This window comes from Ruegeria sp. BC1, assembly GCF_056539305.1.
In genome coordinates this window covers 121,059-145,033 of record NZ_JBQFUT010000008.1, presented here as the reverse complement: position 1 = coordinate 145,033, position 23,975 = coordinate 121,059, and the positions used below count along the sequence as shown (strand labels likewise).

Sequence of the window (23,975 nt, the reverse complement as noted above, 5' to 3'; positions counted from 1 at the left end):
AGGCCCTTTCACAAAAGCCTCCGATAATTTGCTTAAACTGGCGTCAGCAGTTTCACCTGGATATGCGCGACCCCACCGCGTTCGTGATGCATGGCCAGTTCTTGTGATTCCAGAAAGGCGCGAGCCTTTTCCAGATCGCGAACTTCGAACATGGCGATTGCGTGATCCGGCTGGGCAGGATCACGCCAGACGTGCAGGTCGTGAATCCCTGCTGCCTTACGCATCGGCTGGTCTTCGCGGAAAACCTTTAACCAGGCTTCGAAATCGGCCACATCGGCCTGCCAGAGAACATGTGTCGCCATGATTACAGATCCATCAGCAGGCGGCGTGGATCTTCCAGCGCCTCTTTTACACGAACAAGGAACGTCACTGCACCTTTGCCATCAACGATCCGGTGGTCATAGGACAGCGCCAGATACATCATCGGACGGATCACGACCTCACCATTTATCGCCATTGGACGGTCCTGAATTTTGTGCATTCCAAGGATACCCGATTGCGGCGGGTTCAGGATCGGTGAAGACATCAGCGAGCCATAGACACCACCGTTTGAAATGGTGAATGTACCACCCTGCATCTCTTCCATGCTCAGCTTGCCGTCGCGGGCGCGTTTGCCCTTTTCAGCGATGGCTTTTTCGATGGCTGCAAATGACATGCTGTCAGCGTCACGGATGACCGGCACCACAAGCCCGGTTGGAGTACCTGCGGCAACGCCCATATGCACGAAGTTCTTGTAGACGATGTCAGTGCCGTCGATCTCGGCATTCACTTCGGGCACTTCTTTCAGCGCGTGGCAGCAGGCCTTGGTGAAGAAAGACATAAAGCCAAGGCGCACGCCGTGCTTTTTCTCGAACTCTGCCTTGTATTGATTGCGCAGGGCCATCACCTCGGTCATGTCCACCTCGTTATAGGTGGTCAGCATGGCGGCGGTGTTCTGGCTGTCTTTCAAACGTTTCGCGATGGTCTGGCGCAGGCGGGTCATTTTAACCCGTTCTTCTCGTGCCGAATCCGCAGCCGCAACTGGTGCGCGTGGGGCTTGGGCAGCGGGGGCGGGTGCAGCCGCCGCAGGAGCAGGCGCTGAAGCCGTTGCAACCGCGCGGGCCACATCCTCTTTCATGATGCGGCCGTCACGGCCGGTGCCGGTCACCTGATCAGGGGAAAGACCTGCCTCAGCCATTGCTTTCTGAGCCGATGGGGCGTTTGCAACATCTTTCCCTCCGGCCGAATCGCCACCGCCCGCAGGGGCAGCCGCTGCCGGAGCTGGTGCAGCGCCCGCCGCGGCACCCGAGATCACCGCCAGTTTGGCCGATGCATCGACGGTCGTGCCTTCGGGTGCCACGATTTCAGCCAGCACACCTGCCGCGGGTGCCGGAACTTCGACCGAAACCTTGTCGGTTTCCAGTTCACACAGCATCTCGTCCTGCGCGACGCTGTCGCCAACCTGCTTGAACCATGTCGAAACTGTAGCCTCGGTCACGGATTCACCCAATGTGGGCACCATCACGTCGACGCTACCACCCGACGCCGCCGGAGCTGCTGCAGGTGCTGGAGCCGCCTTGGTCGCAGGTGCTGCACCTTCGCTTGCCGCGATGGTCGCCAGCAATGCATCAACCCCAACGGTTTGACCTTCGGCGGCGACGATTTCGCCCATCACTCCAGCTGCGGGCGACGGCACTTCGACGGTAACCTTGTCGGTTTCAAGTTCACAGAGCATCTCATCCACGGCCACGGCATCGCCGGGTTTCTTGAACCAGGTCGCAACCGTGGCTTCTGTTACCGATTCGCCAAGCGTGGGAACACGAACTTCAATCGTCATCGCTTACTTTCCTTCAATGCTCAGCGCTTCGTTTACCAGCGCTTCTTGTTGGGCTTTGTGTTGGCTGGCCAGACCCGTCGCGGGTGAGGCCGATGTGGCGCGGCCGACGTAACGCGGCCGTGTGTGTTTGGCTTTGATACGGGTCAGAACCCATTCGATATTCGGCTCGATAAAGGTCCAGGCCCCCTGGTTCTTGGGTTCTTCCTGACACCAGATGATCTCAGCCCCCTTGAAGCGCTCAAGCTCGTTGATCAGAGAATGCGCGGGGAACGGGTAATATTGCTCGATCCGCATCAGGTAGATGTCGTCGATGCCGCGCGCGTCCCGTTCTTCCAGCAGGTCGAAATAAACCTTGCCGGAACACATTACGACCCGTTTGATCTTGTCATCCTTGACCAGTTTGGTGTCAGAGTTGCCCTTCTGAGCGTCGTCCCACAGCACCCGGTGGAAGCTGGAACCGGTGGTGAAGTCCTCGGTCGTGCTGACCGCCAGTTTGTGGCGCAGCAACGATTTCGGTGTCACCAGAATCAGCGGTTTGCGGAAGGTCCGATGCAGCTGACGGCGCAGGATGTGAAAATAGTTCGCAGGCGTCGTACAATTCGCCACGATCCAATTGTCCTGACCGCACATTTGCAGGAACCGTTCCAACCTCGCGGACGAATGCTCGGGCCCTTGCCCTTCGAACCCGTGCGGCAGCAGGCAGACCAAACCGGACATGCGTAGCCATTTGCTTTCGCCCGAGCTGATGAACTGGTCGAACATGATCTGTGCCCCGTTCGCGAAATCACCGAACTGCGCTTCCCACAGGGTCAGGGCGTTGGGTTCCGCCAGCGAGTAGCCGTATTCAAATCCCAGCACCGCATATTCACTAAGCATGGAGTCGATCACATCGTATTGCGACTGACCCGTGCGAATATTGTTCAGCGGGTAAAAACGTTCTTCCGTCTCCTGGTGGACAAACCCGGAGTGCCGCTGGCTGAATGTCCCGCGCGTGGCGTCCTGACCAGACAGTCGCACCGGGTAGCCCTCGGTCAAAAGCGACCCGAAAGCCAGTGCCTCACCCGTTGCCCAATCAAACCCCTTGCCGGATTCGAACATCTGCTTTTTGTGTTCAAGCAAACGCGCCACCGTCTTATGCACCGCAATATCATCCGGCGCATGGGTCAGGGCCTTACCGACTTCGGTCAGCGTCTCGGGCGAGATTGCAGTTTCGCCACGGACGTATTCTTCCTTGTTTTTGTCCAGATGCGACCAGCGCCCATCCAGCCAATCGGCCTTGTTGGGTTTATAGTCCTTTCCAGCTTCAAACTCGTCGTTCAGGTGGGCCTGGAAGGCGGCCTTCATATCCTCGATCTCGCCCTCAGGGATCAGACCGTCCTGGACCAGCCGTTCAGTGTACAGAGACAGCGTGGTCTTATGCGTCTTGATCTTCTTGTACATGATCGGGTTGGTGAACATGGGCTCGTCACCCTCGTTATGCCCGAACCGGCGATAACAAAAGATGTCGATGACCACGTCCTTGTGAAATTTCTGCCGGAACTCGGTCGCCACCTTGGCGGCGTGCACCACCGCCTCGGGGTCGTCGCCATTGACGTGAAAGATCGGCGCTTCGACCATCAGCGCGATATCGGTTGGGTAAGGGGACGAGCGGCTGAAATGCGGGGCCGTTGTAAAGCCGATCTGGTTGTTCACGATGATATGCATCGTTCCGCCGGTCTTGTGCCCTTTCAGGCCCGACAGGCCGAACCCCTCGGCGACCACACCCTGACCGGCAAAAGCCGCATCACCATGCAGCAAAATGCCCATGACTTTCGTACGGTCTTCATCACCCAGCTGGTCCTGCTTGGCGCGAACCTTGCCCAGAACCACCGGGTTCACAGCCTCAAGGTGGGATGGGTTCGCGGTGAGGGACAGGTGAACCGAATTGCCGTCGAATTCACGATCCGACGAGGCGCCGAGGTGATATTTCACGTCGCCCGAACCGTCCACTTCATCGGGCTTGAAGCTGCCCCCCTGAAATTCGTTGAAGATCGCGCGGTATGGTTTGCGCATCACGTTGGCCAGAATATTTAGGCGACCCCGGTGCGGCATCCCGATCACGATGTCCCGGACACCCAGAGCCCCACCGCGCTTGATGATCTGTTCCATAGCAGGGATCAGAGCTTCGCCACCGTCCAGGCCAAACCGCTTGGTGCCCATATATTTGACGTGCAGGAATTTCTCGAACCCTTCGGCTTCGACCATCTTGTTCAGGATCGCCTTGCGGCCTTCCTTGGTAAAAGCGATTTCCTTGCCGTACCCTTCAATGCGTTCCTTCAGCCAAGCGGCCTGTTCGGGATCAGAGATATGCATGTATTGCAGCGCGAAGGTGCCGCAATAAGTCCGTTTCACGATATCCACGATCTGCCGCATCGAGGCCATCTGCAGCCCCAGCACGTTGTCGATGAAGATCGGCCGATCCATGTCGGCGTCGGTAAAGCCGTAAGTCTTCGGGTCCAGTTCAGGATGCGTGCTGGCGGTTCGCATGCCCAGCGGATCCAGATCGGCAGCCAGATGCCCCCGGATACGATAGGCCCGGATCAGCATCAGCGCCCGCAGGCTGTCCAGCACCGCGCGCTTGATCTGGTCTTCGCTGACCTCGACACCCTTGTCCGCTGCCTTGTCCTTGATCTTCTTGCCGGCTGCCTTCGCGTCAATCTCGGCCCATTCTCCGGTCAAGGCCCCTGTCAGATCGTCCGCAGGTATCGGCGGCCAGTCAGAACGCGCCCAGGACGGCCCCTCGGCTTCGCGCTGGACGTCCGGGGTAGCGTCACCCATGGCCCGGAAGAACTCGCCCCAGGCGGCATCTACTGCGTTGGGGTCCTTTGTGTACTGGGCATAGAGCTGCTCCAGATATTCGGCATTATGCCCCTGCATAAAGCTTGAGGCATGAAAGGCAGAGTTGGGCGTATGTTCGGTCATGGGGCTACCTCATATGGGTTGGGACCGTATTGATTGGTGCCGGGTTGGCTGGGTCGGGTCAGCCACCACAGCACCAGAAGGGGCGACACAAACAGGACCAGCAGTGTCGGAATTACAACCAGCAACGTGGCGCGGGTGAACAGGATGTCCAGATTGCCGCCATGCTGGAAACTGGAGGCCAGACCGATGCCGAAGATCAGAACCGCAAAGGCCGCGAGGATCAGCAGGATCGGTAACAGCGCATAAAGCCCGCTACGCCCGGTATCATGCATCCGCCGCCAAGCGACGGCCAGATGCGGGAAGAACACGATCAGGCTCACGATGCTTTGCACCGGTTGCGAGGAGGTGGCGGTGACGGATTTCACTTCGTCGCTTTCACTGACCGAGACCTGCGTGAAGAACTGCGCATCGATGATCCCGGCGATGACGCTCCAGATCACGATGAACAGGAAAAAGAACCAGTATTCGGGACGTGAGGCACGTCCCGAGAAGGTGAAGAACTTGGAGAAACAGGTTCGGATGGCGTCAGAGAAGGTCATGAATCCCCCGCTTGGTAAGTGTAGGAGTATCCGGTTCCAAAACCTGTTACATAGTTAAGCCATTCCAAGTCCTTGACCTCAAGTATGTGTGCATAAGGTGCATGAATGGAAGTGCTGTGAGTGATCTGAGGATATGGCCAATCAAGTTTCGGGTTTCTCGTGCGTTCCGAGATCACCTGCGATGTGCCAGACGGGTTTCTTTTCAATTCCGGTCGGCTAAAGGCGCTTCCGAGCTCACGAGAGGCTTTGCCCTGCCCAAAGATTGCAGTGCAAGAGCTTTTGTATTCCACAAAGTCTGCTTTGGAATGCTGGCCCGCGCCCCCGAAATCAACAAGTATAAGAAGCGCGGAAGTGCCGGACGAAAAAGCCACGTAGTGAGCTTGATCGTTCAAGGGTGATTGACCGACTTCAGGGAGGTGGCAATCCATGGCAAACCCTCCGCAGAAGGTTCCGTTTGGATCGTCTGGGTCAATCTCGTCCGACTTGAGAAAAGGCAACCCAATCCAAACGGTTCGGTCGACTACTTTTTCAGCCTCCGCGCCTTTGACTTGCTTCCAACCCAAGCCTTCTGCTCGCTCCACAAGGTCTGTAATGGAGGAGTAGCGAGCCTCGCACATATCAATTGTCGCAATGGCGGACACTTCTTCTGCCGCAATTGATGCTGCCAAAAGAACAGAAGCTAGCGCGAGAATTGAAACTCTAGCGAGGCTCATCGAATTCACTTACCCAATCGCTTCCAGCACAGCCTCACCCAGCTGGGCGGGGCTTTCGGCCACGACGATACCGGCTGAGCGCATGGCTTCGATCTTGTCCTCGGCACCGCCTTTGCCGCCGGCGACAATGGCACCCGCGTGGCCCATGCGGCGGCCCGGAGGGGCCGTGCGGCCTGCGATGAAACCGGCGGTCGGCTTTTTGCGGCCCTTCTTGGCCTCATCCGCCAGGAACTGAGCGGCTTCTTCCTCGGCAGAACCACCGATCTCACCGATCATGATGATCGACTCGGTCTCGTCATCGGCCAGGAACCATTCCAGCACGTCGATATGCTCGGTGCCCTTAATCGGGTCGCCGCCGATGCCCACACAGGTGGACTGGCCCAGACCCACATCGGTGGTCTGCTTGACGGCTTCATAGGTCAAGGTGCCCGACCGCGACACAACGCCGACCGAGCCGCGCTTGTGGATGTGGCCGGGCATGATGCCGATCTTGCAGGCATCAGGTGTAATCACCCCAGGGCAGTTCGGCCCGACCAGGCGCGACTTCGAGCCTTCCAGCGCGCGTTTCACCTTCATCATGTCCAAAACCGGGATGCCTTCGGTGATGCAGACGATCACTTCCATCTCGGCATCGATCGCTTCGAGGATCGAGTCAGCCGCGAAGGGCGGCGGAACATAAATCACCGAGGCGTTGGCTTCGGTCACGTGCTTGGCTTCGTGGACCGAGTTGAACACGGGTAGGCCCAGATGCTCCATCCCGCCTTTGCCGGGGGTCACGCCGCCGACCATCTTGGTGCCATAAGCGATGGCCTGTTCGCTGTGGAATGTGCCCTGCGAGCCGGTAAAGCCCTGACAGATCACTTTGGTATTTTCGTCGATGAGGACTGCCATTTGGCGTTCTCCTTATATTTGCGAATGAGATCCGCTGAAATCCGATTCAAAGGCAAAGAATGCATTGCCTGACTGTTTGGCCCTAGTCGTAGATGTACGCCGCAACCTCCTCTCGAGGTACGGGTTTAGAAATCAGAACGATGTGCCGAAACTGGCCACTTTTTTCTTTGGCTTCGTAGACCAAAACGCTGCCGTTCTTGAGTTGATAGGCATAGTTAAACCGACCGCTTGGGAAACGATCTTTTGGGGCTCCACCCGTGCGTCGGCTTGCTGCGTCTAGGAACAACGCGCCGACTTCTTCACTATTGCTGGCACCCAAGAAAGCGACAGCGCATGCCGCTTTGTCGTCCTCTTCGAACACAGTGGCGGTCATGAACTTTTCACCGGGTGCTATGTAAGCAGTGTTTTCGCCTCGCTTAGCTGCGCCTGTCAAACCACGTTTTTCTACGACATTTAGGAACCCGTTGAAGTTAGGTAGCGTCGTCAAACAAGCCTCCGAAAACAATTGAACGGGCTGGTTCGTTTCGGTCTCGCTGAATGAGACGGCGGCGATTTTTTCTGCAGAAGGCGCGCCACAAGCTGTCAAGGTTGCGGCACACGCCAATAAGGCTGCTTTGATAGTAACCTTCACAGACTTACCCCTTAACCGCCTTCACGATCTTCTCGGCACCGTCTTTCAGGTTGTCCGCCGCGATCACGTCCAGGCCAGAGGTGTTGATGATCTCTTTGCCTTTTTCAACATTCGTGCCTTCCAGACGCACTACCAGCGGAACCTGCAGGCCGACCTCTTTCACCGCGGCAACAACGCCCTCGGCGATGACATCGCAGCGCATGATGCCGCCGAAGATGTTGACCAGAATGCCTTTGACCTGCGGGTCCGAGGTGATGATCTTGAATGCTTCGGTCACTTTCTCTTTGGTCGCGCCGCCACCCACGTCGAGGAAGTTGGCAGGCTCGGCACCATACAGCTTGATGATGTCCATCGTCGCCATTGCCAGACCGGCGCCGTTCACCATGCAGCCGATCTCACCATCCAGCGCGATGTAGTTCAGGTCGTATTTACTGGCTTCCAGTTCCTTGGGGTCTTCCTCGGTCGTGTCGCGCAGCTCGGCAATGTCGGGGTGGCGGTAGACCGCGTTGCCGTCAAAGCCGACCTTGGCGTCGAGCACCTTGAGGTCGCCGCTGTCGGAAACGATCAGCGGGTTGATCTCAAGCATCTCCATGTCCTTCTCGACGAAGGCGTTATAGAGCTGGTTCATCAGTTTGACGCATTGCTTGACCTGCGCGCCCTGCAGACCAAGCGAAAAGGCGATGCGGCGGCCGTGATAGGCCTGATAGCCGGTCGCGGGGTCCACCGAGAAGGACAGTATTTTCTCGGGCGTCGCGGCGGCCACTTCCTCGATGTCCATGCCGCCTTCGGTCGAGCAGACGAAGGAAATGCGGCTGGTCTGGCGATCCACAAGCAGGGCCAGATACATCTCGGTCTCGATTCCCGACCCGGCCTCAATATAGATGCGGTTGACCTGCTTGCCTGCGGGGCCAGTCTGATGCGTGACCAGCGTGCGCCCCAGCATCTTTTTGGCTTCCTCGGCGGCCTCTTCTACCGATTTGGTCAGACGGACACCGCCCTTTTCGCCAGCGTCGGCCTCTTTAAAAGAACCCTTGCCGCGGCCACCTGCGTGGATCTGTGCCTTGACGACCCAAAGTGGCCCATCGAGTTCACCGGCTGCGGTTTTGGCTTCCTCGGCGCGCAGAACCGCGCGTCCTTCGGAGACCGGAGCGCCATAGCTGCGAAGAAGAGCTTTGGCTTGGTATTCGTGAATGTTCATCGAAACTGTCCCGTCTTACTACGATCAAACCGTTATAGGCGTGTCTAGTGGGCAAGTTTAAAGGGTTTTTTGACGGGGAAGTCGTTTTTTGTGAAGATTTTCGAGATTTGTGATCACAGCTTTTTGGGGCGTGATCACAAAATTTACAGCCGCTCGAATTTGATTCGATTTCTCATTTTTGTCTTAAGAAAACACATTCAAAAAGGGTGTTTGGGCCGTTTGCGCCAACATAAGCGCCTTGCCGAGAGACCTTGGTTGGGGTCGGTCAAAAAGAAAACCGGCCCGAAATCGGGCCGGTTCGGTATTCAGGTTACCGAGTGATTATGCCAGTGAGCTGTCGATGCCTTTGCAGGCTTCGATCAGGCCTTTCACAGCGTTGACCGAGTTGTCGAAACCGGCCTGCTCGTCTTCGTTCAGCTTGATATCGACGATGCGCTCGACGCCGCCAGCGCCAATGACGGTGGGCACACCGACATACAAGCCGTCGACGCCCAACTCACCATTGCAATACGCAGCGCAGGGCAGAACGCGTTTCTGGTCTTTCAGATAGGCTTCGGCCATTTCGATCGCCGAAGTTGCAGGCGCGTAATAGGCAGAACCGGTTTTCAGCAGGCCAACGATTTCGGCACCGCCATCACGGGTGCGCTGAACGATGGCGTCCAGCTTGTCTTGCGTGGTCCAGCCCATTTCGACCAGATCGGGCAGTGGGATACCGGCAACGGTCGAATACCGCACCGACGGCACCATGGTGTCGCCGTGGCCACCCAGAACAAATGCGGTGACGTCGCGCATCGAGACGTTGAACTCTTCCGACAGGAAGTGCGCGAAGCGGGCCGAGTCCAGTACGCCCGCCATGCCGCAGACCTTATTGTGCGGCAGGCCTGAGAATTCACGCAGCGCCCAGACCATCGCGTCCAGCGGGTTGGTGATGCAGATCACGAAAGCGTCTGGGGCGTGGGCTGCAATGCCTTCACCAACCGACTTCATGACCTTCAGGTTGATGCCCAGCAGGTCATCGCGGCTCATGCCCGGTTTGCGGGCGACGCCTGCGGTGACGATACAGACGTCCGCGCCTGCGATATCGGCATAGTCGCTGGTGCCGGACATTGCGGCGTCAAAGCCCTCGGACGGGCCGGACTCGGCAATGTCGAGTGCCTTGCCCTGCGGCAGCCCGTCAGCAATGTCAAACAGGACAACGTCACCCAGTTCCTTGACAGCTGCCAGATGAGCAAGCGTGCCGCCGATGTTCCCCGCGCCGATCAGCGCAATCTTGGGTCTGGCCATTTGGATTATCTCCGGTCGGTATTGAAATCGCGGTTGTGCTAGTCGCTAAATGGGCTTCGCGCAAGGGTGCTGCATGATGGCATACCGCCGCATACTGATTGCGCCACTTTGACTGATTGCGCTAAACGGCCTTAGGGACAAGCCGATTCACGGGACGCTGCATGTTCGAACTGAACCTGATGTTTTTTGCTGTAGCGATCCCTGCGGTGATTTTTGCCGGGATCTCGAAGGGCGGGTTCGGGTCAGGAGTGGCCTTTGCATCCTCATCGATTCTGGCGCTGATACTCGAACCGGGACAGGCGTTGGCGCTGATGCTGCCCATCTTGATGGTGATCGACGTGGCCACGCTTGGGCCCTACTGGAAACGCTGGAGTTGGCCAGATTCCCGCTTATTGATGCTTGGTGCTATACCGGGCGTTGCACTGGGTGCGTGGCTGTATCGCGCCACCGATGACGACCTGCTGCGCCTGCTGATCGGAGCGATATCGGTTGGATTTGTAGTCTGGCATATTGCCCAAACCAAAGGTTGGGTGCGCGGCTTTGCCAACCGTTTGCCACCCACAGCCGGTTTGACCGCAGGGGTGGTCGCCGGGTTCACAAGCTTTGTCAGCCATGCGGGTGGGCCGCCCGCTGCTGTCTACCTCTTGTCGCAGCGACTGACAAAGACAGAGTTTCAAGCCAGTACAGTGTTGGTTTTTTGGGTCATCAATATCGCCAAATTCGTGCCCTATGCATTTTTGGGCCTGTTTACCTGGCACACCGCTTGGGCCGACTTGCTGCTGACCCCTTTTGCAATTCTGGGTGCGTGGCTGGGCGTTCGGGCGCATTTCATGCTGTCCGAGCGCCTGTTCTTCGGCATTGCCTATGTGCTGCTGACCCTCACCGGGAGCAAGCTGATCTGGGATGCGCTGACTTGATCAGGCGTTTGGGGGCAGCGCCTCGGCCATCGTTTTATAAGCCTGGCCCGAGGCTATTAGACACGTCACGCCATCCGCCATCGTCACCGTGATCGTCCAACTGCCGGTCTGACCCGAGGCGTAAACCTCCATCAGCGTACCCTGTTGTGCAAAGCCGATGCCCCGACGTGTTTCGCCATAGGATTCCGTCAACCGCTTCACCACATCCTCACGAGGTGCGCAGGTGCGGGCGTGTACTTGCTGCGCCGCCAGAACCATGATTCCCAACCCCATCGTCATTTTGATCAGAGTCTTTTCCATCTACGATCCCCTTTTTTGAGTCCATTTCGAACTCAGGGTGGGGATCGTAGGCGGAAATCCCGTTAAGGCAACGCACGTTGCGCCGCGAAAGACAGGAATGCTGCATTGCGGCAATTTTGCGCTTGAACTTTCCGACAAAAAATGCCCCATTCTGCGCAACTTTATTTCAAAGGGAGAGGCCAATGGATCCCCGTCAGCGCCCCTATCGTTCTGTGCTCTACATTCCCGGGTCCCGTGATCGGGCGCTAGAGAAAGCCCGTACCTTGCCGGTGGATGCAATCATCTTCGATCTGGAAGATGCGGTGTCCGCTGATGAAAAAAACAATGCTCGTGAAACTCTGAAGAGGGCTCTGGCTGCAGGGGGCTATGGCAGCAGGGTCAAGATCGTGCGGATCAACGGGCTGGACACCGAGTGGGGCCGGGCCGATGCCGAGGCCGTGCGCGAGATGGACGCTGACGTGATCCTGCTGCCCAAGGTGAATTCGGCTGCTGACGTGGACGCGCTGGCCACGATCACCGGCGACATTCCGATCTGGGCAATGATGGAGACACCACGTGGGATGTTGAACGCTGCGGAGATTGCCGCCCATCCTCTGATGGCCGGGTTCGTCATGGGCACCAATGATCTAGCGAAGGAGTTGCAGACCCGCTTCCGCCCTGATCGCCTTCCACTCGTCACCTCTCTGGGCCTTTGTCTGCTGGCTGCCAAGGCCGAGGGGCTGATTATCGTCGATGGTGTCTATAACGCTTTCAAGGATGCGGACGGTCTGGCCGCCGAATGTGAACAGGGTCGCGACATGGGATTTGACGGTAAGACACTGATCCACCCGGCGCAGGTAGAAATTACCAATGCGGCCTACGCGCCTTCAGATGCGGAAATTGATCTGGCGCAACGCCAGATCGCGGCATTTGAGGAGGTCGAAGCGCAGGGGCAAGGCGTTGCCGTTGTCGACGGAAAGATTGTTGAAAACCTGCACGTTGCAACCGCCCGCGAAATTCTGGCAAAAGCAGAGGCAATTACAGCATTGCAAGCGGGGTAAGCCAGCATGGGCTTTGTTCTTCTGATCTTTGGTGTGGCGCTTTGGTGGGCCGCACATCTTTTTAAGCGCGTGCTGCCAGCGCAGCGTGCGGCGCTGGGTAATGGTGGTAAAGGCGCAGTTGCGCTGACGTTGGTGGTGGCGATTGTGCTGATGATTTTCGGCTATCGCATGACCGATTTCATTCACGTGTGGTCGCCGCCCTCGTTCATGATCCACATTAACAATCTGCTGGTGCTGATTGCCATCTTCCTGATGAGCCCGGCAGGCAAGAAGGGCCGCATCCTGAACAAAATGCGTCACCCTATGCTGGCGGGTTTCCGAGCCTGGGCCTTTGCGCACCTGCTGGTGAACGGTGATCTGGCTTCGATCATTCTGTTTGGGGGGCTGTTTCTGTGGGCCATGGCCGAAACGGTGGTCATCAACAAGGCCGAGCCCGATTGGACCCCGGGCGAACCTGGCACCTATGGCAAGGACGCGATCTTTTTTGTCGCCTCGATCGTGCTGATGGGCGTGATCGGCTACATTCACACTCTGCTTGGTTATAACCCGTTCGGCGGATAAGGAACTCAGATCATGGCAAAACTCTACCGTCTGCTGACCGAGGAAGACACTGCCGCCTTCTGCCACAAAGTGTCGGACGCGTTGGCAAAAGGATGGGAGCTGTATGGCGATCCGTCATACGCCTTTGACACTGCAAATAACGTGATGCGATGTGCGCAGGCTGTGACCAAACAGGTCGACGCTGACTATTCCCCCGACATGAAACTGGGACAGCAATAATGGTAAAAACCAATCCGGGCCGTTTCTTCGAAGATTACTCTGTAGGGCAGGTTCTGCACCACGCTGTGCCGCGCACGGTGACCAATGGAGAGCGCGCGCTGTATCATGCGCTGTATCCGGCGCGGCATGCGTTGTATTCTTCGGATGAGTTTGCCCGGAACTGCGGCCTGCCGCAAAGCCCGATCGACGATCTGGCAGCGTTCCACGTTGTTTTCGGCAAGACCGTGCCGGACGTCTCGCTGAATGCTGTGGCCAACCTGGGCTATGCTGAAGGCCGCTGGCTGAAGCCGGTCTATCCCGGCGATACGCTGCGGTCGGAATCCGAAGTGATCGGGGTCAAGCAGAACTCGAACGGCAAGACCGGTGTTGTTTATGTCCGCACCCGCGGTTTGAACCAGCGTGACGAGGTAGTGATCGAATATGTGCGTTGGGTGATGGTGCGAAAGTCGGATCTGGATGCCCCAGCCCCCGAGGCCGTGGTGCCCGACCTGAAAAAGGTGCTGGACCCGCAGGATCTGGTGGTGCCGCAGGGGCTGGGATTCTCGAACTACGATTTCGCCCTGGCGGGCGAGCCGCATCGTTGGGGTGATTACGAAATCGGCGAGACCATTGACCACGTCGATGGCGTGACCGTGGAAGAAGCCGAGCATATGCTGGCGACTCGCCTGTGGCAGAATACGGCCAAGGTGCATTTCGACCTGACTTTCCGCCCCGAAGGCCGATTGATCTATGGCGGTCATGTGATCTCGATGGCGCGGACGCTGTCGTTTAACGGTCTTGCCAATGCACAGATGATCGTGGGCCTGAATGGCGGCGCGCATGCGAACCCTTGTTTCTCGGGTGATACGATCAAGGCATGGTCCGAAGTTCTGGACAAAGCCGAAACCGACGTGCCCGGTGTTGGCGCCATCCGCCTTCGGCTTGTGGCCACCAAAGGCGGCGCGCCGTTTGCTCTGAAGGGGGAAGACGGTCGGTATCTGCCCGAAGTTCTGCTGGATCTGGATTACTGGGCCCTGATGCCGATCTAACGGCCGCGCACATTCATTTGACCGCAGCTTTGCGCATTCATGCTAGGCTGAGTTCATGGCATTGCTTCGTTCATTCGCTGCTAGTCTGTTTCTGGCGTCGCCCGCCCTTGCGTGCGACCTTGCTCTGGCATTGGCGGTGGATGTGTCCGGGTCGGTCGATACCTACGAATACCGGATACAGATGAACGGGCTTGCCGAAGGTTTGCGCGATCCGGTCGTGTCCGAGGCACTGGTGCGCGGGCAGGCGCGGTTGATGCTGGTGCAGTGGACGGGCTCTTCGCGCCAGAAAATCACCATCCCCTGGACGCGGATCGACAGCTTTGAAGCGCTGGACAGATTTGCTGATCAGGTTAATCAGGATCCACGGATCTGGCGCAATTTCTCCACCGCTATCGGAGAAGCGCTGGAGATGACAATGTCCAGCTTTGACGAGGTTGCCGACTGCAAACGCCACCTGATTGATATTTCGGGTGACGGGGTGTCGAACGAAGGTGTCGAACCTGCTGAACTGCACAGGGATTTACGGATGCGAGGAGTGACCGTGAATGCCATTGCAATCGAGGAAAGTGAGCCGGACCTGATGACTTATTTTTTTGAAAACGTCATCGTCGGCGAAGGGGCGTTTGTTGTATCGGCAGCAGGGTTCGAGGATTACCCTGAACGGATCCGAAAGAAGCTGCTGCGCGAGGTGACAAAGCAATCTGCTGCTTTGGACTGACTAGCGCAGATTCGTGATCACAACGCTTTTCCCCTGAAAACGCTAACATTCAAGCAGCTGAAGAGTATTTGTGATCACAGTAACATTTTGCGTGATCACATAAGATTAAAATCAACATAAATGCGGTGATTTTACTCATTTTTGCACCCGCAGCACGTGACAGAGAGGCAAAAAACGGTAAAACCACTGATAGCCAACGTAAGAGGAGCCGACATGGCCGATGTCAATCGGGGCAACCGCCCGCTCTCGCCACACATTATGATTTACCGCCCTCAGATGACATCCGTGTCTTCGATCATGGTTCGCATCTCAGCGTTGGGGGTGTTCGCTGTATCCATTCTGTTTGTTTGGTGGCTTTTGGCCGCTGCAACGTCGGAAACCGCATTTGCCGGTATTGACGCGTTTCTGCGTAGCTGGTTCGGCGATATCATCCTGACCGCTGCGGCCTGGGGCTTGTGGTATCACACGCTGGGCCGTCTGCGGCACGTTCTGTGGGACTTCGGCTATTGCCTTGATGTTGAGGTGTCCGAAAAGCTGGGTCTGGGCATGTTCGTTGGCGCGACCATCCTGACCATCATCACTGTGATTGCGGTTTAAGGAGACAGCACATGCGATATCTGACTGACCGCAAGCGCGCGCAGGGTCTGGGCGCAGGGAAAGCCGGTACACAAACCCATTGGAAAACCATGGTTCGGGCAATGATCCTTACCGTACTGGTTCCGATCTTCATCTTCACATTCGGTGCCGGAATTGGCGGCACCTACGAAGAAGTCCTCGCCTATTTCAGCCGCCCGTTCCCGGCGATTGTCACGGCGCTGGCCCTGATCGTGGGTCTGCAGCAATTGATGTATGAGGCGCAAGAGGCGATCGAAGACTACGTGCATGGTGTGATGGAGAAAATCTCACTCGTTGCGATGTGGGCCCTGGGCTACACGCTGATGGCGGCAGGGCTATTCGCTCTGGTCAAGCTCGCCCTGTGATGATGCGCGGTAAGGAACAAGATAAATGACAGCAGCATACGAATACGAAACCCACGAATACGACGTAGTTGTCGTAGGCGCAGGTGGTGCAGGTCTGCGGGCAACTCTTGGCATGGCCGAGCAGGGCCTGCGTACGGCGTGCGTGACCAAGGTTTTCCCGACCCGATCCCACACCGTTGCAGCGCAGGGTGGCATCGCCGCGTCGCTGTCGAACATGGGCCCCGACCACTGGCAGTGGCACATGTACGATACCGTCAAGGGCTCTGACTGGCTGGGTGACACCGACGCGATGGAGTACCTCGCGCGCGAGGCTCCCAAAGCCGTGTACGAGTTGGAGCACTATGGCGTGCCCTTCAGCCGGACCGAAGAAGGCAAGATCTATCAGCGTCCCTTTGGCGGCCACACCACTGAGTTTGGTGAAGGCCCTGCTGTGCAGCGCACCTGCGCCGCCGCCGACCGGACCGGTCACGCGATCCTGCACACGCTCTATGGTCAGTCGCTGAAGAACAACGCCGAGTTTTACATCGAATATTTTGCCATCGACCTGATAATGTCCGATGACGGGCAGTGTCAGGGCGTCGTCTGCTGGAAGCTGGACGATGGCACGATGCATGTCTTCAACGCCAAGATGGTTGTTCTGGCAACCGGTGGCTACGGCCGGGCATACTTCAGCGCCACCTCGGCCCATACCTGTACGGGCGACGGTGGCGGCATGGTGGCCCGCGCGGGTCTGGCGCTGCAGGATATGGAGTTTGTCCAGTTCCACCCGACCGGCATCTACGGCTCGGGCTGCCTGATCACCGAGGGCGCACGGGGCGAAGGTGGATACCTGACCAACTCGGAAGGTGAGCGTTTCATGGAGCGCTATGCGCCCCAGTACAAAGACCTTGCGCCGCGCGATTATGTCTCGCGTTCGATGACCATGGAGATCCGCGAAGGTCGTGGCCATGGCGACAATGGCGACCACATTCACCTGAACCTCAGCCACCTGCCAGCCGAAGCACTGGCTGAACGTCTGCCGGGTATTTCGGAATCGGCACGCGTTTTTGCTGGTGTTGATGTCACCAAGGAACCAATCCCGGTTCTGCCGACCGTGCACTACAACATGGGCGGTATCCCGACAAACTACTGGGGCGAAGTTCTGAACCCGACCGCCGACAACCCGACCGCTGTTGTGCCGGGTCTGATGGCTGTGGGTGAAGCAGGTTGTGCCTCGGTCCACGGGGCGAACCGTCTGGGCTCGAACTCGCTGATCGACCTGGTGGTATTTGGACGTGCAGCTGCGATCCGTGCTGGTGAAGTGGTTGATGCCAAGGCATCGAACCCGGTTCTGAACCAAGCGTCGGTCGATAAGGCATTTGATCGGTTTGATGCGGCCCGAAACGCAAGCGGCGCGATCCCGACCGCCGATCTGCGGCTTGAGATGCAGCGGACCATGCAGGAAGACGCCGCCGTGTTCCGCACCGCCAAAACCATGGCCGAAGGTGTTGAGAAGATGACGGCGATTGCCGCCAAGATGGACGACCTGAAAGTCACCGACCGCTCGTTGGTCTGGAACAGCGATCTGATGGAAACGCTGGAACTGACCAACCTGATGCCCAGCGCTCTGGCCACCATCGTCGGTGCCGAGGCACGCAAAGAATCCCGCGGCGCCCACGCGCACGAGGATTTCACCGAGCGTGACGACGAAAACTGGCGTGTTCACACTGTTTCCCGGGTCGAGGGTAACAAGGTCGAGCTCAGCTATCGTCCGGTCATCGTTGATCCGCTGACCACGGAGGACGAGGGTGGTATCAGCCTGAACAAGATTGCGCCCAAAGCGCGGACGTTCTGACCGATACTGAATGTCTGGTGGTAATAACCCACGCGACTATGGTTAGTTGCGTGGGTTTTCTGTTTGCAGCCCATCGACTGGTGGAATCTAGAACAGGCCTTTGAAGCGTTCTGGCAGTTGGAATAACTGCTCGGATGAATATGTTCTGTGTTTGGTGAAAGTTGCGCCGTCTTCAGTGATCAGATGGCGGCTTTTTTCAATTGCGGCTACGTAAGATGATCGATCTTCGGGTAGAAGCCCTGCGAGGGGCATGCCGTGAAGCTCGGCCACCATGTCGTCGATTCCCTTATCGGATGCTCTCCACGCGCGGGCAGGTGTACTATTTTTTTTCGGGCGAGGCTTTGACGTATTCCGCCGGCGTACCGCCCGCGACCGAAACAGCTGCATGTCAAAAAACCGCAGATGGAACGCGACGAGATTGGTGTCAAAAAGAATGTCTTCGCAATAGGCAAAATGACCGCCTCTTCGCCAGGCGATAGGTGCCTTGACCATGCTTGGTTTTCCAAAACTTGCATTTACGCGCACCAATCCGCGTTGCTCAAGAACGCTTTCGTCAGGGTCAAATTCAGCGGGTTCCTGATCTTCGCGATGGATAACCTCAAGCCCGTAAGGTGCCGTTACATCCGAGTCGCTGCTGAGGATGTAGTCTCTGACGTCGGTTCCGACATTTGGGTCCAACGTTACAATTTCGTCGACATCTGTATACATGACTGAATCATGCATGACTGTTAGGGCGCTGACAAAGTGCCCCAGCATCTGCCAGCGCTCAACTTCCATATGGCGTTTTGGAGGGGGTCTACGCATCTCAATTACGTTGCATCCGCGGGCCATGCGTCGGAGCCTGCGGTTGGATCCGTTAATGATCACATACATGCATTTGGGTTCTACGTGTTGCGACCAGTATTTTACCCAAATCGGCAAAAACTCGTAGTCGTCATAGACCATCGTCACAACTGCAAGTGACATATACGCGCTCCAATTTCAGCTAGTTTCGAGTTGCCGATACGGCCCACCGAAGTAGTATATAGCCTTGAAACCGAAGCTACAATTCAAGGCAAACGGATATGGATGCGGGCAAAATTTACAAAAGTCTACATAAAGGCCACATCCGTCAGGAAAAAGCCCGCATACACTCGGCGAGAAAGATCCATGGATTGTGTGAACGGTTTCTTGAGGTGGAATCTGTCATTGATGTTGGATGCGGCGTTGGGTTTCTGCTGGCTGAATTCGAAAGGGCCGGTTGTGAAATATGTGGGGTAGAAGGCGATTGGCTAGAGGAGACCGCCGTCAAGTTCTCGACCAGTGAATTGCGTCGTGCCGACCTGGAGCAACCCTTCTCATTGGAGCGCAGGTTCGATCTTTGTGTCAGCACCGAAGTCGCCGAACATCTTGAACCCGGCCGCGCCGAAAGCTTTGTCGCAGATTTGACCCGTTTGTCGGATGTCGTTCTGTTTTCAGCCGCTATCGCAGGGCAAGGGGGGACAGGGCATAAGAATGAACAATGGCAGGACTATTGGGTAGATATTTTTGCCGAGCAAAACTATGATTTTTATGATGCGTTCCGACCAAATTTATGGATGGACCCAGCCGTCATGGGATGGTTCAAACAGAATCTGATGCTGTTTGTGAGGCGCGGAACTCAGGTCAAACCTGCTCTGTTCGAGTTTAAAAGTTCGGCTGAAGCGTCCAGAATGATTGTTCCCAAGTATCACGACAAAATTGTACGGCAAATTACACGGAAATCGCGAAAATTTAGGCGAGAAAAACCCTGAATACAGCAGTATACGGGCGTTTGTCGCATTGTGTTTTAGTGGCTTTTAGGGCAGATTGCGCGCGAGTAGCGCAAGGAATTTCAGGTACATGGTTCAGCTGACCCTTCCCAAGAATTCCCGTATCACGACGGGTAAAACCTGGCCCAAGCCCGAAGGCGCCAGCAATGTTCGCAAGTTTCAGATTTACCGCTGGAACCCGGACGATGAAAAAAATCCACAGCTCGACACCTACTTTGTCGATATGGACAGCTGCGGTCCGATGGTTCTGGACGCGCTGATCAAGATCAAGAACGAGATTGACCCGACTCTGACCTTCCGCCGGTCTTGCCGTGAAGGTATTTGCGGGTCCTGTGCGATGAACATCGACGGGATCAACACGCTGGCCTGTATCTACGGCATGGATGAGATCAAGGGCGACGTGAAGATTTACCCGCTGCCGCACATGCCGGTTGTCAAAGATCTGATCCCGGACCTGACCCATTTCTATGCCCAGCACGCAAGTATTATGCCGTGGCTGGAAACCAAGACCAACCGCCCCGCGAAAGAGTGGAAACAGTCCATCGAAGACCGTAAGAAGCTGGATGGTCTTTATGAATGCGTGATGTGCGCCAGCTGTTCGACCTCGTGCCCCAGCTACTGGTGGAACGGTGACCGATACCTTGGCCCCGCCGCGTTGTTGCATGCCTATCGTTGGATCATCGATAGCCGGGATGAGGCCACGGGCGAACGTCTGGATGAGCTGGAAGATCCGTTCAAATTGTATCGCTGCCATACGATTATGAACTGCGCTAAAACCTGCCCCAAGGGTTTGAACCCGGCCAAAGCGATCGCGGAAATCAAGAAGATGATGATCGAGCGCGCGGTTTAAGCGAGCAAAAAAGCTGCGCTTGCCGTTTTGCGGCAGGCGCATGGCAAGATTGCAAAATTATGCAATGCGACCTGAACCGTTTGGTCGTACCCTGCATTCAGGGAGGAGTGATGGAACCGAAAAGGGATCGCTCCGATGCAAGACCAAAATCCAACAAACAAAATTGACGCGGCCGAAGCTCTGGCTTTTCTGGAACTGGCATGGGCCTATTACACGCCCGAGCCTGCGCCGGCGGATGAAAGCTTGCGTGAGCCAGACCTGTTCGAATACGCCAACGCGGCCTGATCATTAAAACCTGCGCTTGAAATGGCCTCCAAGTTGGTCAATGCATAGCCATGCCCATTCTTTTGCTATTGCTGGCCATCGCAGTGTTCGCCTTTCTTTATTGGCGATCCCGCACAACCTCTTTGACGCGCGACTGCCGCTGGAGGCAACACCGCAAAGAGGGAGTGTGGATTTGCACCTATTGTGGTGCGCAACAAGACGGGGCCGACCAGCCGACCAGATGCCTCAAAGACAGTCAATGAATGGAGCGGGGCTTTTAGCGCCCCGCTTGAGGTCATGCGGCGTCTGGGAATGCCGCCTGAAGTGCAATCTCGACCATGTCTCCAAAACTGCTTTCGCGTTCGGATGATGGTAGTGCCTCACCGGTAAGCAGGTGATCGGAAACTGTCAGAACCGCTAGGGCCCGACACTTGTGGCGCGCCGCCAAAATATAAAGCTCCGCGGCTTCCATCTCGACGCCGAGAATGCCGTGCCGCACCATCTGCTCATTCAGATCTGGACGTTCGTCATAGAATACATCCGATGAATAAATACCACCGACATGGGTTGGTGTGCCTTTCGCGGCTGCAGCTTCGGCGGCGGCCTTGAGCAGCCCCCAGTCACCACAAGGTGCAAAATTCATCTCTTTCATGATCCCGCGCGACGGGGTGCTGAGTGTGGTGGACGTCATCGCCAAAATAACATCACGGATATTGACGCTGTCCTGCATCCCTCCGCACGAGCCGATGCGGATCAGAGTCTTGGCGCCGAAATCGCGGATCAATTCATTGACGTAGATCGACAGTGACGGCATGCCCATGCCGCTGCCCTGGATTGTGACCGGGTTGCCTTTCCAAGTTCCGGTAAAACCCAGCATGCCACGCACATTGTTAACCAGTTTCGAGTCCTTCAGAAACGTTTCCGCTGCCCATTTGGCCCGATAAGGGTCACCAGGTAATAGAACGGTTTCAGCGATTTCGCCTTTTTCAGCGCCGATATGAATTGTCATTTTGAAATCAATTCCAATCAGATTTCCAAATCGGAAATATCGGCGCCAGATTTCATGGCGTCATGAATCCATTGCGGTTTGCGCCCGCGACCTGACCAGGTTTGGTCCGGGTTTGCGGGATTCCTGTATTTAGCGCTCGCTTTTGTGCCTTTGCCGTTATTGCCGCCCTCGGTAGACAGTTCAGAAAGGGTAAATCCGAATTCTGCTGCTGCCTTTTCGGCGGCCTTTAACGCTTCTTTGCGCTCGCGTTTTTCGGCGCTTTTCAGGGCTTTTTCTACCTGATCACGTAATTCAAGCAGTTCTTTACGTGACATTTTCTCGAGGCTGATCGCCATTTTAATCTCCATTTTGAAAAGGGCCACAAATGGACATAATAGCTCACCGTAATTCCAAAACCAAAGATTATCTATCCCTTTCCTGTAAAGGGATAGTTTGAAAGATTTAAGATGCGCCGAAGTTTATTCGGCCGCCATATTCTGCGGATCAACCAGCGTAACGATATCGCCCATGATTGAATTCAGCTCGAAATTCTTGGGCGTATAGATTTTGGAAACGCCCATGGCTTTAAGTTTCGCGGCATCGTCATCGGGTATGATGCCGCCAACCACGACCGGGACATTACCTAGACCTGCGTCGCGCAATCGGGTCATGACATCTTGAACCAGAGGGATATGGCTGCCTGACAGGATGGACAGACCGATCACATGGGCCTTGTCTTCCAGCGCAGCTGTCACGATTTCCTCGGGGGTCAGGCGAATACCCTCATAGCTGATGTCCATGCCGCAGTCGCGTGCCCGGAATGCAATTTGCTCAGCGCCGTTTGAATGCCCGTCCAGTCCAGGTTTGCCAACCAGGAATTTCAGGCGACGGCCCAGCTTGTCGCTTACTGCATCTACTGCAGCGCGCAGGTCGTCCAGACCTTCGGTTTTGTTTGACACCGATCCGGATACACCAGTCGGCCCGCGATAGGTGCCAAAGACCTTGCGCATTTCCTCGGCCCATTCGCCGGTGGTCACGCCAGCTTTGGCTGCAGCAATCGAGGGTTCCATGACATTGGCCCCGGATTTCGCCGCCTCACGCAGCGCGGCCAGAGCCTTTGTTACTGCCGCGACGTCGCGCTCAGACCGCCATTCGTTAAGGCGGTCGATCTGTTCCTGCTCTACGGCCGGGTCGACGACCATGATGCCACCGTCTTCGGTTTCCAGCGGCGAAGCTTCGCCCTCGGTCCACTTGTTGACACCGACCACAACGGTTTCGTTGCGTTCAATGCGGTTCAGGCGTTCGGCGTTGGAATCGACCAGGCGGGACTTCATGTATTCGATCGAGGCAACGGCACCGCCCATCGACTCGAGGTTCGCCAGTTCGGCGCGCGCGCCTTCTTTCAGTTCCTCGACCTTGGCGTCCACTGCCGGATTGCCGTCAAAAAGATCGCCGTATTCCAGCAGGTCGGTTTCATAGGCCAGAATCTGCTGCATCCGCATCGACCATTGTTGATCCCACGGACGTGGCAGGCCAAGGGCTTCGTTCCACGCGGGCAGTTGTACAGCACGGGCACGCGCTTTTTTCGAAAGTGTCACAGCCAACATCTCAATCAGGATGCGGTAGACATTGTTTTCAGGCTGCTGCTCGGTCAGGCCCAGCGAGTTCACCTGAACCCCATAGCGGAAGCGGCGGAATTTGGGGTTCTCAACGCCATAGCGGTCCAGAAGAATCTCGTCCCACAGATCGACAAACGCGCGCATTTTGCACATCTCGGTGACAAAGCGGATACCGGCGTTCACAAAGAACGAAATCCGCCCGCAGAGCGCCGGGAAATCTTCGGCCGGGACGCGGGGGCGCAGTTCGTCCAGAACGGCGATCGCGGTGGCCAGCGCGTAAGCCAGTTCCTGCTCGGGCGTCGCGCCAGCCTCTTGCAGGTGATAAGAACACACGTTCATCGGGTTCCATTTCGGCACATTGGTATAACAATACTCGGCCACGTCCGCGATCATCTTCAGCGACGGTTTTGGCGGGCAGACATAGGTGCCACGGCTGAGGTATTCCTTGATCAGATCGTTCTGAACTGTGCCCTGCAGCTTCGATACATCCGCGCCCTGTTCCTCGGCCACAGCGATATAGAGGGCCAGCAGCCACGGTGCCGTCGCATTGATCGTCATCGAGGTGTTCATCTGCTCCAGCGGAATTTGGTCGAACAGAACTCGCATATCGCCCAGATGGCTGATTGGCACACCCACTTTACCGACCTCGCCGCGCGCCAGCGTATGGTCGCTGTCATACCCGGTTTGGGTTGGTAGATCGAAGGCGACCGACAGCCCTGTCTGACCTTTGGCCAGATTCCCGCGATACAGCGTGTTCGAAGCTTTGGCGGTGGAATGACCGGCATAGGTTCGAATGAGCCAGGGGCGGTCTTTCTGCGTCTGCGTCATTGCTGG

General features: G+C 56.7%; 26 protein-coding genes. 12 read left to right on the top strand and 14 right to left on the bottom strand.

Translation table 11 applies throughout. The annotated features are described in order from the left end of the window. Nucleotides 1–32: 32 nt before the first annotated feature. The 9 genes from ACR0IY_RS16970 to mdh form a co-directional block, all read right to left on the bottom strand. Nucleotides 33–302 (bottom strand): hypothetical protein, encoded by a 270-nt coding sequence (locus ACR0IY_RS16970; RefSeq protein ID WP_480675345.1) that lies wholly within the window; start codon nucleotides 300–302, stop codon nucleotides 33–35. A 2-nt stretch (nucleotides 303–304) separates the two neighbouring features. After that, nucleotides 305–1,816: a 2-oxoglutarate dehydrogenase complex dihydrolipoyllysine-residue succinyltransferase gene (gene odhB / locus ACR0IY_RS16965; protein WP_480675343.1), complete on the bottom strand. Its 1,512-nt coding sequence runs from the start codon at nucleotides 1,814–1,816 to the stop codon at nucleotides 305–307. A 3-nt stretch (nucleotides 1,817–1,819) separates the two neighbouring features. Beyond that, nucleotides 1,820–4,777: a 2-oxoglutarate dehydrogenase E1 component gene (locus ACR0IY_RS16960; protein ID WP_480675341.1), complete on the bottom strand. Its 2,958-nt coding sequence runs from the start codon at nucleotides 4,775–4,777 to the stop codon at nucleotides 1,820–1,822. Then, entirely contained in the window at nucleotides 4,774–5,316 is a 543-nt protein-coding gene (locus ACR0IY_RS16955; RefSeq protein WP_480675339.1) for a DUF805 domain-containing protein, read from the bottom strand. Before ACR0IY_RS16955 ends, ACR0IY_RS16960 begins: the two co-directional genes overlap by 4 nt. After that, complete coding sequence (locus ACR0IY_RS16950; protein ID WP_480675337.1) at nucleotides 5,313–6,029, bottom strand: hypothetical protein; 717 nt, start codon at nucleotides 6,027–6,029, stop codon at nucleotides 5,313–5,315. The genes ACR0IY_RS16955 and ACR0IY_RS16950 overlap by 4 nt, the downstream gene beginning before the upstream one ends. 9 nt (nucleotides 6,030–6,038) lie before the next feature. Continuing rightward, the gene (gene sucD / locus ACR0IY_RS16945; protein WP_480675335.1) at nucleotides 6,039–6,920 is read right to left on the bottom strand and encodes a succinate--CoA ligase subunit alpha; all 882 of its coding nucleotides are present in this window, start codon (nucleotides 6,918–6,920) and stop codon (nucleotides 6,039–6,041) included. An 82-nt stretch (nucleotides 6,921–7,002) separates the two neighbouring features. Continuing rightward, a complete protein-coding gene (locus ACR0IY_RS16940) occupies nucleotides 7,003–7,551 on the bottom strand; it encodes a hypothetical protein (protein WP_480675333.1) in 549 nt (182 codons plus the stop codon). A gap of 4 nt (nucleotides 7,552–7,555) precedes the next feature. After that, complete coding sequence (sucC, locus tag ACR0IY_RS16935; protein ID WP_480675331.1) at nucleotides 7,556–8,749, bottom strand: ADP-forming succinate--CoA ligase subunit beta; 1,194 nt, start codon at nucleotides 8,747–8,749, stop codon at nucleotides 7,556–7,558. Between the two features lie 321 nt (nucleotides 8,750–9,070). Beyond that, a complete protein-coding gene (mdh, locus tag ACR0IY_RS16930; RefSeq protein WP_480675329.1) occupies nucleotides 9,071–10,033 on the bottom strand; it encodes a malate dehydrogenase in 963 nt (320 codons plus the stop codon). A gap of 161 nt (nucleotides 10,034–10,194) precedes the next feature. On the opposite strand from mdh, the gene ACR0IY_RS16925 reads away from it, so the two are divergent. Then, nucleotides 10,195–10,950, top strand: coding sequence for a sulfite exporter TauE/SafE family protein (locus ACR0IY_RS16925; RefSeq protein ID WP_480675327.1), 756 nt, complete (start codon nucleotides 10,195–10,197; stop codon nucleotides 10,948–10,950). On the opposite strand, the gene ACR0IY_RS16920 is transcribed toward ACR0IY_RS16925, so the two are convergent. Beyond that, the gene (locus ACR0IY_RS16920; RefSeq protein ID WP_480675325.1) at nucleotides 10,951–11,250 is read right to left on the bottom strand and encodes a hypothetical protein; all 300 of its coding nucleotides are present in this window, start codon (nucleotides 11,248–11,250) and stop codon (nucleotides 10,951–10,953) included. Nucleotides 11,251–11,432: 182 nt separating this feature from the next. Between ACR0IY_RS16920 and ACR0IY_RS16915 the strand changes: the two genes are divergently transcribed. The 8 genes from ACR0IY_RS16915 (at nucleotide 11,433) to sdhA (ending at nucleotide 17,630) form a co-directional block, all read left to right on the top strand. Beyond that, nucleotides 11,433–12,290 (top strand): HpcH/HpaI aldolase/citrate lyase family protein, encoded by an 858-nt coding sequence (locus ACR0IY_RS16915; protein WP_480675323.1) that lies wholly within the window; start codon nucleotides 11,433–11,435, stop codon nucleotides 12,288–12,290. A gap of 6 nt (nucleotides 12,291–12,296) precedes the next feature. Then, a complete protein-coding gene (locus tag ACR0IY_RS16910; RefSeq protein ID WP_480675320.1) occupies nucleotides 12,297–12,851 on the top strand; it encodes an NnrU family protein in 555 nt (184 codons plus the stop codon). A gap of 12 nt (nucleotides 12,852–12,863) precedes the next feature. Further along, nucleotides 12,864–13,070, top strand: a complete 207-nt coding sequence (locus tag ACR0IY_RS16905; RefSeq protein ID WP_480675318.1) for a DUF1737 domain-containing protein — start codon at nucleotides 12,864–12,866, stop codon at nucleotides 13,068–13,070. Beyond that, complete coding sequence (locus ACR0IY_RS16900) at nucleotides 13,070–14,098, top strand: MaoC family dehydratase (protein WP_480675316.1); 1,029 nt, start codon at nucleotides 13,070–13,072, stop codon at nucleotides 14,096–14,098. The genes ACR0IY_RS16905 and ACR0IY_RS16900 overlap by 1 nt, the downstream gene beginning before the upstream one ends. A 55-nt stretch (nucleotides 14,099–14,153) precedes the next feature. Further along, nucleotides 14,154–14,816, top strand: a complete 663-nt coding sequence (locus ACR0IY_RS16895) for a DUF1194 domain-containing protein (RefSeq protein WP_480675314.1) — start codon at nucleotides 14,154–14,156, stop codon at nucleotides 14,814–14,816. Between the two features lie 213 nt (nucleotides 14,817–15,029). Beyond that, the gene (gene sdhC, locus ACR0IY_RS16890) at nucleotides 15,030–15,413 is read left to right on the top strand and encodes a succinate dehydrogenase, cytochrome b556 subunit (RefSeq protein WP_480675312.1); all 384 of its coding nucleotides are present in this window, start codon (nucleotides 15,030–15,032) and stop codon (nucleotides 15,411–15,413) included. 11 nt (nucleotides 15,414–15,424) lie between these two features. Next, the gene (locus tag ACR0IY_RS16885; RefSeq protein ID WP_480675310.1) at nucleotides 15,425–15,796 is read left to right on the top strand and encodes a succinate dehydrogenase, hydrophobic membrane anchor protein; all 372 of its coding nucleotides are present in this window, start codon (nucleotides 15,425–15,427) and stop codon (nucleotides 15,794–15,796) included. A 25-nt stretch (nucleotides 15,797–15,821) separates the two neighbouring features. Then, nucleotides 15,822–17,630 (top strand): succinate dehydrogenase flavoprotein subunit, encoded by a 1,809-nt coding sequence (gene sdhA / locus ACR0IY_RS16880; protein WP_480675308.1) that lies wholly within the window; start codon nucleotides 15,822–15,824, stop codon nucleotides 17,628–17,630. A gap of 87 nt (nucleotides 17,631–17,717) precedes the next feature. Here the strand turns inward: sdhA and ACR0IY_RS16875 are convergent, their stop codons facing one another. Beyond that, entirely contained in the window at nucleotides 17,718–18,596 is an 879-nt protein-coding gene (locus ACR0IY_RS16875) for a hypothetical protein (RefSeq protein ID WP_480675306.1), read from the bottom strand. Nucleotides 18,597–18,694: 98 nt separating this feature from the next. On the opposite strand from ACR0IY_RS16875, the gene ACR0IY_RS16870 reads away from it, so the two are divergent. The 3 genes from ACR0IY_RS16870 to ACR0IY_RS16860 all read left to right on the top strand — a co-directional run bounded on the left by ACR0IY_RS16870 (nucleotide 18,695) and on the right by ACR0IY_RS16860 (nucleotide 20,555). Then, entirely contained in the window at nucleotides 18,695–19,402 is a 708-nt protein-coding gene (locus ACR0IY_RS16870; protein WP_480675304.1) for a class I SAM-dependent methyltransferase, read from the top strand. Between the two features lie 88 nt (nucleotides 19,403–19,490). Beyond that, the gene (locus ACR0IY_RS16865; RefSeq protein WP_480675302.1) at nucleotides 19,491–20,270 is read left to right on the top strand and encodes a succinate dehydrogenase iron-sulfur subunit; all 780 of its coding nucleotides are present in this window, start codon (nucleotides 19,491–19,493) and stop codon (nucleotides 20,268–20,270) included. Between the two features lie 135 nt (nucleotides 20,271–20,405). Next, the gene (locus tag ACR0IY_RS16860) at nucleotides 20,406–20,555 is read left to right on the top strand and encodes a hypothetical protein (protein ID WP_480675301.1); all 150 of its coding nucleotides are present in this window, start codon (nucleotides 20,406–20,408) and stop codon (nucleotides 20,553–20,555) included. A gap of 274 nt (nucleotides 20,556–20,829) precedes the next feature. Here the strand turns inward: ACR0IY_RS16860 and deoD are convergent, their stop codons facing one another. The 3 genes from deoD to ACR0IY_RS16845 all read right to left on the bottom strand — a co-directional run bounded on the left by deoD (nucleotide 20,830) and on the right by ACR0IY_RS16845 (nucleotide 23,969). Continuing rightward, on the bottom strand, nucleotides 20,830–21,543 hold the full coding sequence (deoD, locus tag ACR0IY_RS16855; RefSeq protein WP_480675299.1) for a purine-nucleoside phosphorylase: 714 nt from the start codon (nucleotides 21,541–21,543) through the stop codon (nucleotides 20,830–20,832). A gap of 17 nt (nucleotides 21,544–21,560) precedes the next feature. After that, complete coding sequence (locus tag ACR0IY_RS16850; protein ID WP_480675297.1) at nucleotides 21,561–21,878, bottom strand: H-NS histone family protein; 318 nt, start codon at nucleotides 21,876–21,878, stop codon at nucleotides 21,561–21,563. Nucleotides 21,879–22,001: 123 nt separating this feature from the next. Further along, nucleotides 22,002–23,969: a methylmalonyl-CoA mutase family protein gene (locus tag ACR0IY_RS16845; protein WP_480675295.1), complete on the bottom strand. Its 1,968-nt coding sequence runs from the start codon at nucleotides 23,967–23,969 to the stop codon at nucleotides 22,002–22,004. Nucleotides 23,970–23,975: the final 6 nt, after the last annotated feature.

Bases quoted from the DNA above. Each gene is read 5' to 3' on its own strand.
- ACR0IY_RS16865 (WP_480675302.1), top strand. From the start codon at position 19,491: ATGGTTCAGCTGACCCTTCCCAAGAATTCCCGTATCACGACGGGTAAA.
- ACR0IY_RS16920 (WP_480675325.1), bottom strand. From the start codon at position 11,250: ATGGAAAAGACTCTGATCAAAATGACGATGGGGTTGGGAATCATGGTT.
- ACR0IY_RS16955 (WP_480675339.1), bottom strand. From the start codon at position 5,316: ATGACCTTCTCTGACGCCATCCGAACCTGTTTCTCCAAGTTCTTCACC.
- sdhC (WP_480675312.1), top strand. From the start codon at position 15,030: ATGGCCGATGTCAATCGGGGCAACCGCCCGCTCTCGCCACACATTATG.
- ACR0IY_RS16905 (WP_480675318.1), top strand. From the start codon at position 12,864: ATGGCAAAACTCTACCGTCTGCTGACCGAGGAAGACACTGCCGCCTTC.
- ACR0IY_RS16950 (WP_480675337.1), bottom strand. From the start codon at position 6,029: ATGAGCCTCGCTAGAGTTTCAATTCTCGCGCTAGCTTCTGTTCTTTTG.
- ACR0IY_RS16900 (WP_480675316.1), top strand. From the start codon at position 13,070: ATGGTAAAAACCAATCCGGGCCGTTTCTTCGAAGATTACTCTGTAGGG.
- ACR0IY_RS16860 (WP_480675301.1), top strand. From the start codon at position 20,406: ATGCAAGACCAAAATCCAACAAACAAAATTGACGCGGCCGAAGCTCTG.
- ACR0IY_RS16915 (WP_480675323.1), top strand. From the start codon at position 11,433: ATGGATCCCCGTCAGCGCCCCTATCGTTCTGTGCTCTACATTCCCGGG.
- sdhA (WP_480675308.1), top strand. From the start codon at position 15,822: ATGACAGCAGCATACGAATACGAAACCCACGAATACGACGTAGTTGTC.
- ACR0IY_RS16850 (WP_480675297.1), bottom strand. From the start codon at position 21,878: ATGGCGATCAGCCTCGAGAAAATGTCACGTAAAGAACTGCTTGAATTA.
- ACR0IY_RS16925 (WP_480675327.1), top strand. From the start codon at position 10,195: ATGTTCGAACTGAACCTGATGTTTTTTGCTGTAGCGATCCCTGCGGTG.
- ACR0IY_RS16970 (WP_480675345.1), bottom strand. From the start codon at position 302: ATGGCGACACATGTTCTCTGGCAGGCCGATGTGGCCGATTTCGAAGCC.
- odhB (WP_480675343.1), bottom strand. From the start codon at position 1,816: ATGACGATTGAAGTTCGTGTTCCCACGCTTGGCGAATCGGTAACAGAA.
- mdh (WP_480675329.1), bottom strand. From the start codon at position 10,033: ATGGCCAGACCCAAGATTGCGCTGATCGGCGCGGGGAACATCGGCGGC.
- sucD (WP_480675335.1), bottom strand. From the start codon at position 6,920: ATGGCAGTCCTCATCGACGAAAATACCAAAGTGATCTGTCAGGGCTTT.
- ACR0IY_RS16870 (WP_480675304.1), top strand. From the start codon at position 18,695: ATGGATGCGGGCAAAATTTACAAAAGTCTACATAAAGGCCACATCCGT.
- ACR0IY_RS16875 (WP_480675306.1), bottom strand. From the start codon at position 18,596: ATGTCACTTGCAGTTGTGACGATGGTCTATGACGACTACGAGTTTTTG.
- deoD (WP_480675299.1), bottom strand. From the start codon at position 21,543: ATGACAATTCATATCGGCGCTGAAAAAGGCGAAATCGCTGAAACCGTT.
- ACR0IY_RS16845 (WP_480675295.1), bottom strand. From the start codon at position 23,969: ATGACGCAGACGCAGAAAGACCGCCCCTGGCTCATTCGAACCTATGCC.
- ACR0IY_RS16910 (WP_480675320.1), top strand. From the start codon at position 12,297: ATGGGCTTTGTTCTTCTGATCTTTGGTGTGGCGCTTTGGTGGGCCGCA.
- sucC (WP_480675331.1), bottom strand. From the start codon at position 8,749: ATGAACATTCACGAATACCAAGCCAAAGCTCTTCTTCGCAGCTATGGC.
- ACR0IY_RS16895 (WP_480675314.1), top strand. From the start codon at position 14,154: ATGGCATTGCTTCGTTCATTCGCTGCTAGTCTGTTTCTGGCGTCGCCC.
- ACR0IY_RS16960 (WP_480675341.1), bottom strand. From the start codon at position 4,777: ATGACCGAACATACGCCCAACTCTGCCTTTCATGCCTCAAGCTTTATG.
- ACR0IY_RS16885 (WP_480675310.1), top strand. From the start codon at position 15,425: ATGCGATATCTGACTGACCGCAAGCGCGCGCAGGGTCTGGGCGCAGGG.